This window comes from Vibrio superstes (assembly GCF_003569005.1).
Lineage (GTDB): Bacteria > Pseudomonadota > Gammaproteobacteria > Enterobacterales > Vibrionaceae > Vibrio > Vibrio superstes.
In genome coordinates this window covers 1,292,003-1,308,473 of record NZ_BCUR01000004.1, presented here as the reverse complement: position 1 = coordinate 1,308,473, position 16,471 = coordinate 1,292,003, and the positions used below count along the sequence as shown (strand labels likewise).

Sequence of the window (16,471 nt, the reverse complement as noted above, 5' to 3'; positions counted from 1 at the left end):
ATGGGGCATTTTCGTGTTTGATGCTCCGTCAGCACACCTCTGGACATTTGTGAGTCAGAGACTTTTCTTAATTAGCGATTCACGGATAACTTTTCGTATCCCAATATGAAGAACTGCACCATCGAACAGGGTGCCAAAAATAAAAGATTTTGGACAGTTTGGAGCATTGTCGATTTTGGGAGTGGCTTTTTTTATCCTGTGATACCGTATATTAATGCACGATACACCATCACGAAACGATTTGTGCCACTTTCTTCCTGAGGAGTTCCCGAAAAGCAATAACAGCGGGGCTAACCTGCTCTCTGCTTGGACAGATTAGATTTAACTCAACAGATGGTGATTCAAAGCCTGGTAAAAGCTGTACAAGTTGCCCACTACGAAGTTCTGAGTGGACATCTATCTGGGAGCGATACGCTATCCCTTTACCACTAACAGCCCATCTACGAACTATGTCGGTATCATTGCTGACTCGATTGCTATCCAGTTTGACTTTATATGAACCAGAATGATCAGCGTATTCCCAGCTATTCAATAAACGACCAGCTCGACGGTGCAATAAGCAATTATGCTCTTTTAAGCTATTAGGATGCGTTGGCTCGCCATATTTTGATATATAAGCTGGAGAGGCGCAGGTAATCCTGCTCATGGTGGCAATATGAAATGAAACCATAGATGAGTCCTCTAGCTTCCCATAACGAAGGGCCATATCAACCTGATCGAGAAAAAAATCTGAAATTGAATCGCCAACCGTCAGGTCAATCGACAACAAAGGGTGCTCATCCAGTAACTCTTCTACCCAGTGCAAAAGAGTATTGCGCCCTAAGTCAGATGAAACGGACAACCTAAGCTGACCAGTCACCTTACCTTGTGTTTGATGCGCAGCTATACGACCTTGATCCAGGCTAGCTAATGCCTGGCGACAATGAAACAAAAATTGTTCTCCTTGTGGTGTGATCCTCAACTGTCTTGTAGTTCTGATAAGCAGTTGTACATCCAACTGTTTTTCGAGTCTTTTAAGCGCAGAGCTGACTGCCGCAGGAGTGATACTCAGTTGATTTGCGGTTTCCGTTATGCTGCCTGTTTCTACTATCCGAATGAATAGATTGAGATCTGATGTGTTCATTATTAAATTATATTTAAAAGTATTTGAATTATTACTATCTTTTTAGTTTAGTAAGAATCGGGGACAATGTCTCTACCGTTGTGACTTATCACCATGCATATTGGTGCTCAGAGAGGCAGATATGACCCAGCTATTACCTACCACGAACTTACTTGGCCGTCCTTTAGAACTCCCTTGTGGCGCAATCATTAAAAACCGACTGATGAAGTCTGCAATGTCTGATTCACTCGCAGATGGAGAAGGTAACCCTACTGAGGCACAGTCTCGACTCTATGAACGATGGGCGGAGGGCGGTATTGGGTTATCTATCGTGGGTGAGGTGCAAGTCGACCCCAGGTTCCCTGAAAAACCAGGAAATCTGGTATTAACCGAACACTCCAATCTAAAAGACCTGCAAATGTTGACTTCCCGCGCGTCGATTAATGATGCCCATATATGGCCTCAACTAGGTCATGCAGGAGGACTTGCTTACAGACCGCTTAGTCAGCCCACAGGACCATCGCCTCTTAAGATAAGTGAATTTGAATGTGCTGGCATGTCAGAGGAAGAAGTATCCTTATTGCCAGATGTGTATGCCAGAGCTGCTAAGATTGCTAAAAAAGCAGGGTTCTCAGGTGTTCAGATACATGCAGGTCATGGTTTCCTGCTTAGCCAATTTTTGTCTCCGCTATTCAACCACCGAAAAGACCAATACGGCGGTTCAATAGAAGCTCGCAGCAAAATAATTATAGAGATAATAGAGAAAGTCCGAGATGCGGTTGGGGGGACATTTCCTATTGGCATCAAGATGAACTCTTCGGATCAACTAAAAGGAGGGTTAACTCAGGACGATGCTTTAGAAGTTATTCGCATCCTTAATCAAACGTCTATCGACTTGATTGAGATAAGCGGCGGCTCTTATTTTCCAGGAGCAAAATCCAGTTCCGACAGTGCTTCAAGCGGCCCGTACTTTATTGACTTTGCAATAAAGGCTAAAAGCTTAACAAGTGTTCCTTTAGTGGTGACTGGAGGTTTTAAAAAACGGGAGCAAGTAATAGATGCCTTATCTATAAATGCAGCGGACTCCATTGGTCTTGGACGAGCATTGATACTCAGACCCGATTTACCAAATGAGTGGATAGATGGAGAAGATGTTACTCCTCACTTTCCAAAGTTTAAGTCACCGCCCGAGGGGGGAATTACAGCCTGGTACACAATGCTTCTCACGGCGATCGGTAATGACAACGAAAGAGAAAACAACTTAGAACTATTACCAGCGATTCAGGCCTATGAAAATCGTGACAAAGCGCGTGTTATGAAATGGCAGGCTAAATATCAGTTATAACCCAACACCTACACACAAAAAAACGCATCGCTATGCGTTTTTTGGATCGCAATATCTGAAGTGCAATTTGCGTATCTATGGGAGTTTTCTGGCATCGCATCACAACCTTCAGTCATGAGGAAAAGTACTGCGGTGTCAGTGGCACGATCTGCCACTGAATCATTGTGTTAACTTGGAGAGAGTCACAAACGCTTTAGATAACTCTAACGCGCCTCTGTCCCTTAGAGAGTGCTTTAACAGGGGGGAGCCGTAGCACATCTCTGGACGGAAACGTGTCAGCGACTGTACTCATTTAGATCATGACGAATAACTAGACGTATGGCAAACCTACAATTGAGTGGTCAAATTTTATCGTCCACTACAAATTGATCTATAAAGCCTTTATCAACCCAAACGTTTAACCTGAGGACGAGAAACCTGCGCCAATTCTTGTTCACAATAAGCGGGAGTCCACTGCTCTAGAAGCTCTGGGTTCTGGCTTACCTCGTGCATATCAGTAACCACAAAATGCAAGAAATGCTCATAAAGATCCGCAGTCTCTGTATCGGCGCGAGAGGCAATGCTTTCAAACCATTGGCTTCCCTGGTCATCGCTAATGTGCTGATTAATTCCACATAAAGACATATCCAACAGTGACTGATTAAAAAGCATTAAGCGTGGATCAGTATTATGTGGACCACTGCACGCCATCGCGTTTGTAGTAAACATACCCACCAGACCAAACACAATCAAAACTCGAGGAAAAACTTTCTTTAAAGACATTATTGCTACCTTTAACTTTTAGACTCAATCCATCAAATCTTTGGAATAAAGGGCACTGTGCGTGCCCAGTTAATATCACTAGTTGCGAGAAATAGATTCTGGCTCTAAACCATGTGCTTCCCGAGCTTTATCATTAATCCGTTGTTGCTCACCCATTCCCTCACGCATTGAAGGTGGGATATCTTCAGTACGCATGATGATATCGCGGTCAACTGGCCATTCTTTCATTAGCTCAGGATGATACCCCTCTGGGTAATACAGGCTTTCATCGATCTCCAGGTCACGAATTTCTTGTTGCTGAATGTCTTCTCGCGAGTTCTTAGGCACTGGTACACGGAAAACTTCACCGTCATTCATATTAAACTGAGGTGCTCGGTTGTTCGGAAAGTCAGGAATAATTCCTTCACGAACCCAAGCTTGATCTGGCGTTATATTCGCAACAATCATATCTGGCGCACCAAAGTGATACGGCCCCTTCCAATGCTCACGAACCTGAGCAACTGTTTCTTCATTCAAGTACGGGTCAAATGGCATATGAGTGGTCATAAATAGACGCGGCTGAATTTTATCGGCCATGTAACCTGCTGCATAACCAGGGGTATGATGGGTATCTACTGTATAACGACCAAGGAATGGTGGTACACCTTGAACGATACTAGATAACCCGAGTAGTTCAGTTTGTACCTCTGTGACAAATAAATCACAGCCTTGAGCATATTCAATATCCAGTTCTGTTGGACGACCATCACCCGTCCATACGAAGCACAAGCTCTCTTCTTCATTGATTTGCCAATCTAAGCGATAACCCGAAGCACCATCTTTAGCGTGAGAACGACGCCAGTGCTTAACAGTTACGCCATCAACATCGTAGATAATGCCACCATCATCTTTGAAATCGAATTCATGAACCTTGATATCGTTACCGGCCGGGAATACATCAAACGCATCTGTATGCCAGTTCGTCATCTGCATCATGCCTTCAACCATATGACGAGTACCATATTCTGGAGTCGCACCTGATGGGCCGTAGATTTCTAATGGTTTTTCCCAACGACCAGCCCAACCACCAAATTGATACAAATAAGGAAGTGAACCAAAGTGGTCAACATGAAGGTGAGTAATGAAGATTTTATCTAGCTCATTTAGCGCTATGCCTGATGCTACATAATTGGCAATAGATCCTTCACCAATATCAAAAACAAAGCTGTCACCGTTACCAAGTTCAACATAAATAGAGGTGTTCATTTGACCTGGACGAAGAATTGGCGAGGTCCCCATGAAGGTGACTCGCATCTCATTGGGTTGGACTTCTTCAGTACGCGGGTACCAGTTGGCGGCTGATTTAAGGTGATCCATTGGTTCGATGCCTTCGAACATCAAGCCCTCTTTCCACATCTCCTCACCGGTTTGCAGATCATTCTTTACGCCGCCACCCAGGACAGCCATGATTTCTTCTGGCGAAGAGTAGATATTTCCCTTCTTTTTCTGCAGTTCTTCAAGATCGACCGTTTCGTCGAAGTTAAACTCTTGATAACCGCCAAATGACTTACCTTCTGTCATTTTATAGCCATTATCATAGGGGCTTTTTACCTCAGCTAACGCCGCAGCAGACAACGCGGTCACTGAAGCAAGAACAGACAGTTTAAGTAGTTTACGCATAGAAAAATACCTTATCTTGGTTTAGCCATTAACGGCATAGAACCGGCATTTCATTTCCTTATACATAGTGACTATCCAGTCTGCCGCCTCTGTGATGACGGTTATTATCGACGCTCATTAGGAGACAATAAATAATGCCAACCACGTTTGATTGATAACTCTTATTTATATAAACAAGATTATTCCAACCAAAAGATCAATTTAGGTTATACATCAGTTCAAAAACAAACCTTACAAATAACTTTATCGTCTCTCACTAGCACCACAGGTTTACTAGCAATGCTCTTATTGCAACGTTTTGTTACTTCTGTGTGATCAAGCTGTTTGCTTTATAAACATAAGCTGATATTCTAGCGAACAGTTGTAAGCTGAAACTTAAAATATGGAGTAATTGTGAGCCCTCAACGTCCACCACTACTGTGGTTTAACATATTTATATTTGTCTCTAGTTTGTTGTTAGCTACTGTTATTACACCTTGGTATGCATTTAGCTATGGCTTGAGTTGGGTACATCTGATTTGGTTCGTTATCGCCTTCAGCTTTACCAATCTATCCATCACTGCCGGCTATCATCGCTTATGGAGTCATAAAACCTATCAAGCGAGCCCATTCCTTAAGGCTATCTTTGCCATCGGAGGTGCATTCTCTTTACAAAATAGTGCGCTGCACTGGTCTTCCGATCATCGTGAACATCACAAGCACGTTGACCATGATGTTAAAGACCCTTACTCCGCCTCTCGCGGTTTTTGGTACTCACACATTGGCTGGATGCTACGTGATTACAACCAATCTACTTACTCTGACTACCAGAACTGTCGTGACCTGAAAAAAGATAAAATTGTTCAGTGGCAACACAAGTATTACGCCCCACTCGCTATCATCACTAACTTTGGTTTTCCTATTCTACTGGGCGTCATTTATAACGACATCATTGGCATGTTTTTAGTGGTTGGTGCGGTAAGGCTGGTGTTAAGTCACCACACTACCTTCTTTATTAACTCCCTTGCGCACATCTGGGGTAAGCAAACCTTTACCAATAAAAACTCAGCACGAGACAACGGTATTCTGGCGTTTTTTACTTTTGGGGAGGGTTACCATAACTTCCATCATCTGTTTGAAAATGACTATCGTAATGGGATAAATTGGTGGGACTACGACCCGACAAAGTGGTTAATCAAGGCATGTTCTTGGGTAGGCTTAACTGAGAAGCTGCGCGTCACACCACAATTTAAGATTGAAAAGGCGCGTGCGACCATGATGCTGCAAAACGCTCATCAAAAACTCAACGAAATGGATGCTAGTCCGTCGTTAATCGATAAACTGGAGCAAGAATTTGAGACCTTGATTGAGAGTATGCACGACTATTACGATAGTAAAGTGCACCTATTGCACAACAAAAAGCAGCAAGTCTTGAAGAGCCACGAGCTTGAAGTTTTGAAAATCCGCCACCAGCAACTGAAAGAACAATTTCAATACCAGCAACAAATGTGGATGAATAACGTAAAGCGATTTGCATAATCTATTAGCGACAAGCTGAGATACCATCAGCTTGTCGCACTAAAGATCAATAACCTATAAGAAGTTGGCTGTGCTTTTATCAGCACTAAAGTTATCCACATTTTCTAGTGTGGTCGAAGCAATGCTCTTTAAGGCATCGACGGTTAGAAAGGCTTGGTGTCCGGTAAAAATAACGTTGTGACACGCAGACAAGCGACGAAACACATCATCGATAATCACATCATTGGATTTATCCTTAAAGAACAACTCTTTTTCCCCTTCGTAAACATCTAACCCTAGGGCACCGATTTTCCCATTCTTCAACGCTTCTATTGCAGCATTAGAATTAACCAGTTCGCCACGACTAGTATTGATGATCATTACCCCATCCTTCATTGTGCTAAATGCCTCTTCATTCAGCAGATGAAAGTTCTCTTTTGTCATTGGGCAGTGCAAAGAAATCACATCTGATTGCTGAAAGAGAGTGTCTAGGTCGCAATAGTGAGCGCCTAGTTCCTTGGCCACGTCACTAGGATATGGGTCAAAACATAATATATTCATTCCCAACCCTTTCAGAATTCGCATTGTGGCAAGGCCAATTTTTCCCGTACCTATGATCCCTGCCGTGCGTCCGTGGAAGTTAAAGCCGACCAACCCTTCTAAAGAGAAGTTAGCATCGCGAGTTCTTTGATAGGCTTTATGAAAGCGCCTATTGAGTGTCATCATCAAACCAACCGCATGCTCAGCGATGGCCTCAGGTGAATAAGCGGGAACTCGGGCAACTTGAATACCTAGCTCCTTCGCTGAATCAAGATCAACGTTGTTAAAGCCCGCACAGCGCATAGCAATCATTTTCACTCCGCGCATAGCAAGTTGCTCCAGCACTGGCTTTGTTAGATCGTCGTTCACAAAAGCACAGACCACTTCACAGCCCTTAGCTAACTTCGCTGTCTTTTCAGTCAACTGAAAATCAAAGAAATGGTACTGAAAAGCACGGTCTGCTTTGGCTACCATAAATGCCTGTTCGTCATAAGACTTGGTGCTGAAAAACGCTATATTGATCATTTCTAGTTCCTTAAGATACGCTTTTACTCAAAAGGTATACGGCTAATTGAGTACGCAATATCAGTGATGAGATAAATAGAGAAGAAAGAAGGATACGTTTTGCATCTATCTCTAACTGATGAAGCAGAAGGTAATTAAACGAACATAACACCCTTAATGGTAGTGATCGCTTTTCCTATTAAGGTGGTTCGATTATCGGGTAGCAGCCTCATGTCAATGTACCCACCCCTAGCTGAGGCTTGATAAGCCTTAAGCTCAGTTTTTCCAAGCTTTTCGCCCCAAAACAGGCTCAATGCGCAGTGATTAGATCCGGTTACCGGGTCTTCATCAACGCCCACCCACGGAGCAAAATATCGAGATAAGAAATCCAAGTCAGGTTTGTTAGAGGCTGAGGTAATGACTACCCCACGTCCACTTAGCTTTTTCATTGCAATAAAGTCAGGGGAAAGGCTCATCACAACTTGCTCATCAACGACTTCTATGAGTTGTTTAGAGTCAAAGTTTGCTGATGAAAGGATATCATCCTCTTTGAGCCCTAAAGCTTTCAGCAATTGGGTATCTAATGGTTGTTCGCTTGTCAAAGTTGCAGTTGGAAAATTAAGCTCGATATCAGTGTCTGTGATTTTCGCACTCAAGGGGCCAGATAAGCTATTAAAGGTCATCAGATCCCCAACCTTTGCCTCTCCTGTTTCAGCCAATATATGGGCAACTGATAGTGTTCCATGCCCACAGAGCTTCACCTCAACTTCCGGTGTGAACCAACGAAGGTTCATGTTCTCACGTGACAGAAAAGCAGTTTCTGAGACGGCAATTTCTCGAGCAATTGATAACATGAGTTCATCTGAAAGTGGCTTATTTGTGATGCAGACTCCAGCAGGATTGCCTGTGAATGTCTCTGATGCAAAGGCATCAACTTGGTAAATACTCAGTTCCATTTTTATCCTTGCCTAAATCACTCATACCCGACGTCAGCTTGCCCAACTTTTACTCATCAGTCATTAGCCAACTGCGAAATCAAAGAACTCAGCCACCATAGTAATGGTAAAGCGATTGATTTAATAACGATTATTGTACATCGAAACGGGCTAAGCCTACTCACAACATAGCCTAATCAACTAGCAATACCCAGCGTTGTTCTCTACAGTAGAGTGACCAAATACGGAGAAAGGGAACTCTGATGTTAAAGCATTTCCTAGTGGCATTAGTTCTAGCTTTTAGCGCATTTACTAGCTTGGCTGAAGAAGCCGACAACAAGCAGCAGCAACCATTGATCAATGTTGATATGACTCTAGATTTAGATGGGATGGAACAATATGCTAAGCAAGCAACACAGTCGCTAGAATCTATTTCTGACTCCCTACAAGCGATTGTCGACAATCCCAACTTAAGTGAGGATCAGCAACAGGCTCTGGATAAAACCATCAGCAGCGTCAATCAACTCACCTTATCGACAACCCAAACTCTGCGTGGCTTACCCGATGCCTTGGAGCAATCTCGAGTTGCTTTTAAGCAATCCAGTCAAACGCTAATGGATGACCTTCAGTTCAAATTAATAGTGGTGTTGTGTACCATCGTTCTGGTGATCGTACTGGCTCTGGTGGCCATCTATCTATTGATCTTAAAACCAATGCAACAAACACTGGTTCAAGCTACCGGAAATATCTCCTCAATGGCTCAGTCCATACAGATCACCGCAGAAGCGCTTAAAGTCAGCACAGAAAAACAGCAACAGATTATGGATTTCATCGAAACCACTGAAACAACGCCCAAGGCTTAAAGGTATCGTGTATGAGTGTGCTAGAATCCCTTTCTCAATAAGGACTGCGTCAGCCAATTAGACCTTTCCTGCACCTTGGAAATCAAAATGAACTACACGAACTTGCAGCTTGACGAAACCGCACTCTCTATCGCAAAAGATCTACTTAACGAATTAGAATGCGACAATGGTTGGTTTAAGATGACTGCGCGCATCGCCGCACAGTTAGATAGCCTATTGAAAGAGAGCGGTTATAGAGGGACGGTCGTTTGGTTTAGTGATGCTGACTTAATCGAGCATCAAATCGAATACTAAGTATTGAGCCAACGATGTGGCATCGCTGAGTTAAATGGGACTCTAGCTCTAAGCAGCAGAGTCCTTTTTTATACAATACTGCGGTAAGTTAACTGGTGGCTTGTTGATGGTGCTTTGTCAGTTGTTGATATAGCTCGTCTTTGAGCTCCATACGCTTTAACTTAAGATCATGCATATTGCCATCATCGATAGGGCTTCCTGATACCTCGAGCTCTCGGATGTCATAATCTAATTCATGGTACTTTTGCATAGCGGCTTTGAAAGTTGGATCGTCATGATTTAGCTGAACTATATCGAGTTTTAGTTCAGGAAAATCTAGGATAAAGGCATGATTTTCATTGAGCATCGGCATCTCCTCTTGATTTGACTTCTCTCAGTATAGAACCAAGCTAATTGAAGAAATGTGGCACAGTACCCAAAGTTAGAAAAGGTGGGTTTCGGTGACAAGATTCGATACCATCAGTAACTAGAAGCCAGTATCAAGAAAGGACAGAAGACGTTGAATATTCTTATATTTTTAGGTTCCAGTCGAACTAGTGGACCACCGAGACCCAAGCGACTGGGTGAAAGAGTGAGTCTGGCGTGCTCACTACTCTTGAACAAAGCATTTCCCGGAAACACTATAGAGATTATCGATCCGCTCGATTACGACACAGGTGGCGTCTTCAAACCCGAGTTTGCCTACAGCCGAAGACAGGTGCCTCAAGATCTAGAATCCCTTGCCACCAAAATACGCAATGCCGATGCTTATGTAATGGTTAGTCCAGAGTATAACCACTCCATGAGCCCTGCACTGGCGCACCTTTTAAATCACTTTGGCAGTTCGCTTTTCTCATTCAAACCAAGCGCAATCGTCACTTATTCTGCGGGTCAATGGGGCGGCGCTAGAGCCGCAGTGTCTATGCGCACCTTTCTCTCAGAATTAGGCTGCCTTCCGGTATCGGCAATGATACACCTTCCTTGTGTGCAAGATGTCTTTGAAGAAACCGGACACACCATCAACCCTGAAGACCAAGCACAATGGGATGATTACTTGTATCGCACTCTAGCACAATTGATGTGGTGGGCGCAGGCTAGTCAACAGCAAAGAGAACAGGTTGACCCGTTAACCATCAGTAAGGCATTTAAAGATTCTCCCTCGCAAAGGAATGCCCCAGGCAGAGACTAGTTCACCTGAATGCAGTCACCTCTTTAATGGTTATTCACTCTAGAGTGCGACTGCCGTTTAACTAGGTGATTGAAGCTCGGTATTGCATCTCAATTAACTGATGCTCACCCACAACTTCAACCTGTTGGATAAACGAAAAGCCAAAGCGCTCGTAAAACTCTTTCAGATATTCATGCGCGTGTATTTCAATGGAATTTATTCCTTGGTTATTTGCGTAATCAATCAAAGCCTCTACTATCTTACTCGCTAACCCGCATCCTCTATATGCCTTCAATACTGCTACACGAGCCATTACAGATGCACCACCTAGTTTCGGCGTCAGCCTAGCTGTAGCTACGAGAGCACCTTTATCAGTCATCAAAAGGTGATGGCTTGTCTCATCTAATCCGTCTAAATCTAGCTCTTGTGGGATCCCCTGCTCTACAGTAAATACTTGATTACGAATAACTTGAGCCTTTCTAATAGTCTCCGCGTCGCTTCCGATTATTACTTCCATTGTCTCTTCACTTCTCCTATTTGTTTATATTGTCCTACACACTGGATACAGGAGCCATTTTATACATTTGCTTATCAATTAGTTAGCGAGAAAAATCACACTCTCACACCAGCAATAGTCCCTGCAAACAACAGGTCTGACCTTATGACGTTTGATGATTATTCGGGAGGATGTAACTTGTAATTCACGTGTAACAAACTAAACCTTATAAGCGGTTCTCATCTACACCTACGAGACCAAGACGTATTCAGTGTCCCGTCTAGTTACTAGTGAACTAAGGGAAAAACTATGTCGAAAATTGTCATCATTTCGTTCATCACTCTACTCACTTCATTGATACCAGTAAGCGTTTTTGCTCTCACTGCTTTAGAAAAAGAGCAGCTTATTACCGTCCGAAATCAAATTTTTGGTGGCAGTACAATCAATGCAGCACTGACACAAACCACTATTTCTGGCGAGACGCCTCCGGTTTTTCCTTATCGCTTACACGATAGAGTTCTTATGGCTTGGAAAATAAAACCTAGTGATGTGGATTCATTCGCATCTCTAATCAACCTGCCATATTACCTGCGCGTAGGTAAAACTGCACCTTTGACTGAGTCAAAGTTTCACAGACGATTTATGACGTGGCTCAGTAAACAGAAGGGTTCCTCCTTTAGCCTTTTTTCTCAAAGAAAGCAGTACTATTTACTGGTGGATATAGCCCACACAGCAGGAGCAGAGCAAGGTCTTAAAGTGGAGTGGAAGACCTTTGTAACGTATCAAGGTAGCAATGAGACACATCTGTATCGATTTGCTTCATTTAAACAAATCCCTGGAAACGACTTATTAGAACTTGCCAACTTGTCGCACTCGGCCATTTCATTGGAGAAATCTAGCAGACACATAAAGGCGCATCTAACCTCAGAAAGTGGAGAGGAATTTAACGCCAATATTATCTTAGGTAAGTCATCAACAAATAAAACTTTCTCGGAGTCTTACCTAAATGCATCAGAAAAGGTGTTAGGGCCTAGAGGAACTCTGACTCGTTACTATTATGACGGCAGTTCTGTGGATGCTCGATTACACAAAATCAATATCAATAAGGTCAAGGTGAGCTCATCACTCCCTTGGTTTAGATTTGCACATACATTGACCAACGTGATTGTGCCAAAATACGATATGGCATTTTTAGCACAGCCTGTAACACAACCCATTAGGACACCAGATCCATCCTTTGGCCCTGCTGCGTGTGATAACCCCCAAAGCCCAGCGTCATTATCCGAGCAATATGCTTGCTTGGTGTACCTTGCTTTAGGATCTTCGGAACTAGAGATTCCACCAGCGGATCCTGAAAATATATTTGGCCAAGTGTTTACTCAGATACCGTCAAACTATCAACCCACTTTTTACTACGCATTACAGGACCTCTATCAAGGACTATCAACCTTTGCTGGACAAGCCAAACCCACGCTGTTCTTTGAATTGCAAACTAGCCCTAAGACCATTTTCATTAATTTTGAAATAAGGCCTGACAAAGTAAAGGCATTTAAAAAAGCATTTCTGCCACCGCACTTTAAACTGGCAAAGATCCGATTCTACCCAGAGCAGAGAAAAGCGGTGTACGCTGTGTCACTGAATTTATATCTATCACGTGGTGCCAACCTTAATGGGGTAAGAGCGGAATGGTCCACCTACGTCATCAACCCGCTAGAAGAGAACCCAAAGCCTCGTTTCTCAGTACTAGAGGCACAAACCAATATTAGCGGGCTTGACCCCTCTCATGTGCTTGGATTATTAAGGAGTGAAGCGCCTCCTTCACTCAATGACATTACTGCATTTATAGAAGACGCTAACGACTCCTTTATGTATGAGTTTGATGAGCAAGACGGCATTCAAGCATCTTTGAAGAATGGCGACGATATGGTGCTCTCTATCGATATCGCATACCCTGAACAATCAAAGCAGTTGTACACGAAAACTCTCACCTCTTGGATGGAGGCTAATGACTATGTGTATTGGGGGGAAGTAGCCGATATTCTCAAATATGACCGGCAAGTAATGTTTGCAGATCTACTGGTATTTGAAGTAGCGGAGAATGATGTTATACACGACACAACCTTTGCCGACTATGTTAAACCTAAGCCTTTACCCATTGTTGTTTGGCTTGGAGGACAGAGCATAGCCCTTGAACCTTGGGCAAACCTAGAGATGATAGAGTCAAAGTAATTTACTGTTCCGCAATCGTATCCATTAGCTCTGTTACTGTTCAATTAGTGCTGTGAGTTTACGCACATCATCAATAGAGGTAGGACGCACGACTCTTTCTACCTCTCTGCCCTCTTTCAGCAGTATCAAGGTAGGCCAAAGCTTCACTGAAAATAGTCGGCCCAGTTTCCTACCTTTACCGTCGAAAATTTTAATATGAAGCTGTGGCGCTATTTCTTCTAGTACCTGCTGAATCACCACTTCTCCAGTTTGGCAATGAGGGCACCAAGGCGCTCCAAACTCCAGTAGTGCATACCCAGATAGAAACTGCACCTCCTCAATAGTTGGCGCAATCTCTGAATACTCATGATTGAACCCAAGCTGAATACCATTCATTTCCATAACCTTCTAACACCCTTTTAGCTTGTCATACGAACAGTTTATCGTTTGAATCCATATTTGAGGTATAAAAAAAGCGACTCTTTCGAGTCGCTTCTTGAATCTGTTATTGAAAGCTACTTACGTACTTTCTTTGGCTTGCGTTTAGCTGGGCCATTCGAGGTGATACGCTCCTCGTGACGACGTACTGCACGACGGATTTTTTGAGAACGAGAACGCTCACGGTTACGAGAGGTGTTACGCTCATCGATTACTGTTGCTTTTTCTGGTTGAAGCTCAACAAGCTCACGAAGGTAGTTAACCTGTTTCAGGTCCATTTCCATCCATCCCCCGCGAGGCAACTTCTTCTCTAGGAAGATGTCACCGTAGCGAACACGCTTCAGACGACTTACTGTGGTGTCTTGTGATTCCCAAAGGCGACGAACTTCACGGTTACGACCTTCGTTAATGACTACGTAAAAGGTATGGTTCATACCTTCACCACCAGCGTAAACGATATCTTCGAAGCGAGCCATGCCGTCTTCAAGTTGTACGCCACGAGTTAGGTTACGAACCTTCTGCTCGTTTACATCACCAAATACGCGAACTAGATATTCACGCTCAACTTGGCGGCTTGGGTGCATTAGACGGTTTGCAAGTTCACCATCGGTGGTAAACAGCAACAAACCTGAGGTGTTTGCATCCAATCGACCCACAGAGATCCAACGAGCACCGTTGATCTTAGGCAGGCGGTCAAATACGGTACGGCGACCTTCTGGATCGTGACGAGTACACAATTCACCTTCTGGCTTGTAGTAAGCAAGAACACGACACACTACTTCTTCAGGAGCCTTAACTGACACTTGATGACCATCAATGCGGACAACCGCTAAGTCATCTTCTAAGCGCTCTCCTAGCGTGGCTACCTGACCATTAACGCTGACGCGACCTGATTTAATTAAACTCTCAAGTTCGCGGCGAGATCCATGACCAGCGCGTGCTAAAATTTTCTGTAATTTTTCGCTCATTTAGTTACCTTTGTGTCGTCTTCTCAGACGTCGGATGAAGTAGTGTTTCGCAGAAATTGCGGTCGCGTAGTATCTCAAAAACCCAACCGAAAATCATCCAATATTTGCTGCATTTTTGAGGTTTAACAAGTCATTGATTTTACTAACAAATACAAGTTATTCAAACGGAGTTGTATCCCCGGCGCCGCGACGTGCGATAACGGGGTCATCTTCACTAAAATCAATCACCGTCGTCGGTTGTTCACCCAAGTAACCGCCATTGATGATCAAATCTACCACATGCTCTAGCTTGTCTCTGATCTCTTCTGGATCAGATTCTGTCACTTCATTACCAGGAAGAATAAGGGTCGTTGACATCATCGGCTCGCCTAGCGCTTCCAACAAATCTAGCGCAATCTTGTTATCTGGAACACGAATACCAATGGTTTTACGCTTGGCGTTCATTAAACGGCGAGGCACCTCTTTTGTTCCTTTAAAGATAAAGGTATACGCACCCGGTGTATTGTTCTTCAATAGACGGAACGCGCTATTGTCGACGCGTGCATACAAGGATAGCTCTGATAGATCTCGGCATAGTAGTGTGAAGTTGTGCTTATCATCGATTTTACGAATTCGACACACGCGATCCAGTGCAGATTTGTTCTCTAGCTGACACCCAAGTGCATACCCCGAATCTGTAGGATAAATCACTACCCCACCATTGCGAATGATAGCAGCGGCTTGTGTGATAAGGCGCGCTTGCGGATTATCTGGATGAACATAAAAATACTGACTCATCATATCTCCTTATGAGCAGGCATCTATAGAGTCGATGCCTTAGGATCAGAAAACTGTGGCCATTGTTCCCATACGGGAGTCACTCCGGACGGGAGCCACAAATTCTTCCCTAATTCCATCCAAGGCGATGGATAATGAAAATCGGAACCTTGGGAAGCTAATAGATTGTATTGTATAGCATAATCAGCCAAGTTGCGTCGCTCTTGTTGACTTTGTTGAGGTTGAGAAACCTCCATTGCATCCCCACCCGCCTCGGCAAATGCCGATAACAATCGTTTTTGCCATTTTGCAGTAAGATCATAACGGCCTGGGTGAGCTAACACGGCCAAACCTCCAGCAGCATGAATAGCATTAACCGCATCTGTCATTGAACACCAAATAGGCGGCACATACCCAGGCTTATCTCTGGTTAAAAAGCGTTTGAATACTTGCTGCATGTTCTTCGCATGACCGTTGTCTACCAGCCACTTGGCAAAGTGAGCACGCGTTACAGGAGCGCCATTTGCTATCTCTTTTACCTCAGGCAAGGGATCAACTTTAAGATGCTTAGACAAGCGATGCGCAATCAACTCCGAACGCTCTATACGTCTTGCTTGCTGCTGTTCAATAAGCTGTGTCAGCTTTGGACTGCGAATATCGATATTCAATCCAACAATATGGATATCCTTATTCGACCAAACCGTAGAAATCTCTATACCGGGTAGTACCTGAATGTCCACTTCAGAATCTCGAATGTATTCCAAGGCAGGCTCTATACCCTCTACGGTGTCGTGGTCTGTTATAGCAAGTACGGCAACACGGTGCTCAATCGCTCTATCAATAAGCGCTTGCGGACTAAAGCGGCCATCAGATGCAGTAGTGTGAGAATGCAGATCAAATATCATAAAAGGCTTGACTTTCCACTCGCGTACTAGTTAACTAGTACACCTAGATTAA

General features: G+C 43.7%; 17 protein-coding genes. 6 read left to right on the top strand and 11 right to left on the bottom strand.

The window, feature by feature from the left end; translation table 11 throughout:
- Nucleotides 1–229 precede the first annotated feature (229 nt).
- Nucleotides 230–1,123 (bottom strand): LysR family transcriptional regulator, encoded by an 894-nt coding sequence (locus D5I41_RS13990; RefSeq protein WP_119010303.1) that lies wholly within the window; start codon nucleotides 1,121–1,123, stop codon nucleotides 230–232.
- 121 nt (nucleotides 1,124–1,244) lie between these two features.
- Here D5I41_RS13990 and D5I41_RS13985 point away from each other — a divergent pair, with 121 nt between their 5' ends.
- A complete protein-coding gene (locus D5I41_RS13985) occupies nucleotides 1,245–2,447 on the top strand; it encodes an oxidoreductase (protein ID WP_119010302.1) in 1,203 nt (400 codons plus the stop codon).
- Nucleotides 2,448–2,831: 384 nt separating this feature from the next.
- On the opposite strand, the gene D5I41_RS13980 is transcribed toward D5I41_RS13985, so the two are convergent.
- Nucleotides 2,832–3,209 (bottom strand): hypothetical protein, encoded by a 378-nt coding sequence (locus D5I41_RS13980; protein WP_119010301.1) that lies wholly within the window; start codon nucleotides 3,207–3,209, stop codon nucleotides 2,832–2,834.
- A gap of 78 nt (nucleotides 3,210–3,287) precedes the next feature.
- Nucleotides 3,288–4,868, bottom strand: coding sequence for a guanitoxin biosynthesis MBL fold metallo-hydrolase GntH (gene gntH / locus D5I41_RS13975; protein ID WP_119010300.1), 1,581 nt, complete (start codon nucleotides 4,866–4,868; stop codon nucleotides 3,288–3,290).
- 393 nt (nucleotides 4,869–5,261) lie between these two features.
- Here gntH and D5I41_RS13970 point away from each other — a divergent pair, with 393 nt between their 5' ends.
- Nucleotides 5,262–6,386, top strand: a complete 1,125-nt coding sequence (locus tag D5I41_RS13970; RefSeq protein ID WP_119010299.1) for an acyl-CoA desaturase — start codon at nucleotides 5,262–5,264, stop codon at nucleotides 6,384–6,386.
- Nucleotides 6,387–6,440: 54 nt separating this feature from the next.
- Here D5I41_RS13970 and D5I41_RS13965 read toward each other — a convergent pair whose 3' ends face one another.
- Both D5I41_RS13965 and D5I41_RS13960 read right to left on the bottom strand, forming a co-directional pair.
- Complete coding sequence (locus D5I41_RS13965) at nucleotides 6,441–7,430, bottom strand: 2-hydroxyacid dehydrogenase (RefSeq protein ID WP_119010298.1); 990 nt, start codon at nucleotides 7,428–7,430, stop codon at nucleotides 6,441–6,443.
- A 134-nt stretch (nucleotides 7,431–7,564) separates the two neighbouring features.
- Nucleotides 7,565–8,365, bottom strand: a complete 801-nt coding sequence (locus D5I41_RS13960; protein ID WP_119010297.1) for a PhzF family phenazine biosynthesis protein — start codon at nucleotides 8,363–8,365, stop codon at nucleotides 7,565–7,567.
- A 242-nt stretch (nucleotides 8,366–8,607) separates the two neighbouring features.
- On the opposite strand from D5I41_RS13960, the gene D5I41_RS13955 reads away from it, so the two are divergent.
- On the top strand, nucleotides 8,608–9,207 hold the full coding sequence (locus D5I41_RS13955) for a GTP-binding protein (RefSeq protein WP_119010296.1): 600 nt from the start codon (nucleotides 8,608–8,610) through the stop codon (nucleotides 9,205–9,207).
- A gap of 87 nt (nucleotides 9,208–9,294) precedes the next feature.
- Complete coding sequence (locus tag D5I41_RS13950; protein WP_119010295.1) at nucleotides 9,295–9,501, top strand: hypothetical protein; 207 nt, start codon at nucleotides 9,295–9,297, stop codon at nucleotides 9,499–9,501.
- An 88-nt stretch (nucleotides 9,502–9,589) separates the two neighbouring features.
- Here the strand turns inward: D5I41_RS13950 and D5I41_RS13945 are convergent, their stop codons facing one another.
- Nucleotides 9,590–9,847: an HP1242/YdcH family protein gene (locus D5I41_RS13945; RefSeq protein ID WP_017030253.1), complete on the bottom strand. Its 258-nt coding sequence runs from the start codon at nucleotides 9,845–9,847 to the stop codon at nucleotides 9,590–9,592.
- A gap of 153 nt (nucleotides 9,848–10,000) precedes the next feature.
- Here D5I41_RS13945 and D5I41_RS13940 point away from each other — a divergent pair, with 153 nt between their 5' ends.
- Entirely contained in the window at nucleotides 10,001–10,669 is a 669-nt protein-coding gene (locus tag D5I41_RS13940; protein ID WP_119010294.1) for an NADPH-dependent FMN reductase, read from the top strand.
- A 61-nt stretch (nucleotides 10,670–10,730) separates the two neighbouring features.
- Here D5I41_RS13940 and D5I41_RS13935 read toward each other — a convergent pair whose 3' ends face one another.
- Nucleotides 10,731–11,165 carry a GNAT family N-acetyltransferase gene (locus tag D5I41_RS13935; RefSeq protein WP_119010293.1) on the bottom strand — a complete coding sequence of 145 codons (435 nt, stop codon included), beginning with the start codon at nucleotides 11,163–11,165 and terminating at the stop codon, nucleotides 10,731–10,733.
- Nucleotides 11,166–11,453: 288 nt separating this feature from the next.
- On the opposite strand from D5I41_RS13935, the gene D5I41_RS13930 reads away from it, so the two are divergent.
- Complete coding sequence (locus D5I41_RS13930; protein WP_119010292.1) at nucleotides 11,454–13,373, top strand: hypothetical protein; 1,920 nt, start codon at nucleotides 11,454–11,456, stop codon at nucleotides 13,371–13,373.
- A gap of 33 nt (nucleotides 13,374–13,406) precedes the next feature.
- Here the strand turns inward: D5I41_RS13930 and D5I41_RS13925 are convergent, their stop codons facing one another.
- The 4 genes from D5I41_RS13925 to rnm all read right to left on the bottom strand — a co-directional run bounded on the left by D5I41_RS13925 (nucleotide 13,407) and on the right by rnm (nucleotide 16,419).
- Nucleotides 13,407–13,748 carry a thioredoxin family protein gene (locus D5I41_RS13925; protein WP_119011518.1) on the bottom strand — a complete coding sequence of 114 codons (342 nt, stop codon included), beginning with the start codon at nucleotides 13,746–13,748 and terminating at the stop codon, nucleotides 13,407–13,409.
- A 119-nt stretch (nucleotides 13,749–13,867) separates the two neighbouring features.
- A complete protein-coding gene (gene rluB, locus D5I41_RS13920; protein ID WP_119010291.1) occupies nucleotides 13,868–14,758 on the bottom strand; it encodes a 23S rRNA pseudouridine(2605) synthase RluB in 891 nt (296 codons plus the stop codon).
- Nucleotides 14,759–14,914: 156 nt separating this feature from the next.
- Nucleotides 14,915–15,535, bottom strand: a complete 621-nt coding sequence (locus D5I41_RS13915; RefSeq protein ID WP_119010290.1) for an L-threonylcarbamoyladenylate synthase — start codon at nucleotides 15,533–15,535, stop codon at nucleotides 14,915–14,917.
- Nucleotides 15,536–15,558: 23 nt separating this feature from the next.
- A complete protein-coding gene (gene rnm, locus D5I41_RS13910; RefSeq protein WP_119010289.1) occupies nucleotides 15,559–16,419 on the bottom strand; it encodes an RNase RNM in 861 nt (286 codons plus the stop codon).
- Nucleotides 16,420–16,471 lie beyond the last annotated feature (52 nt).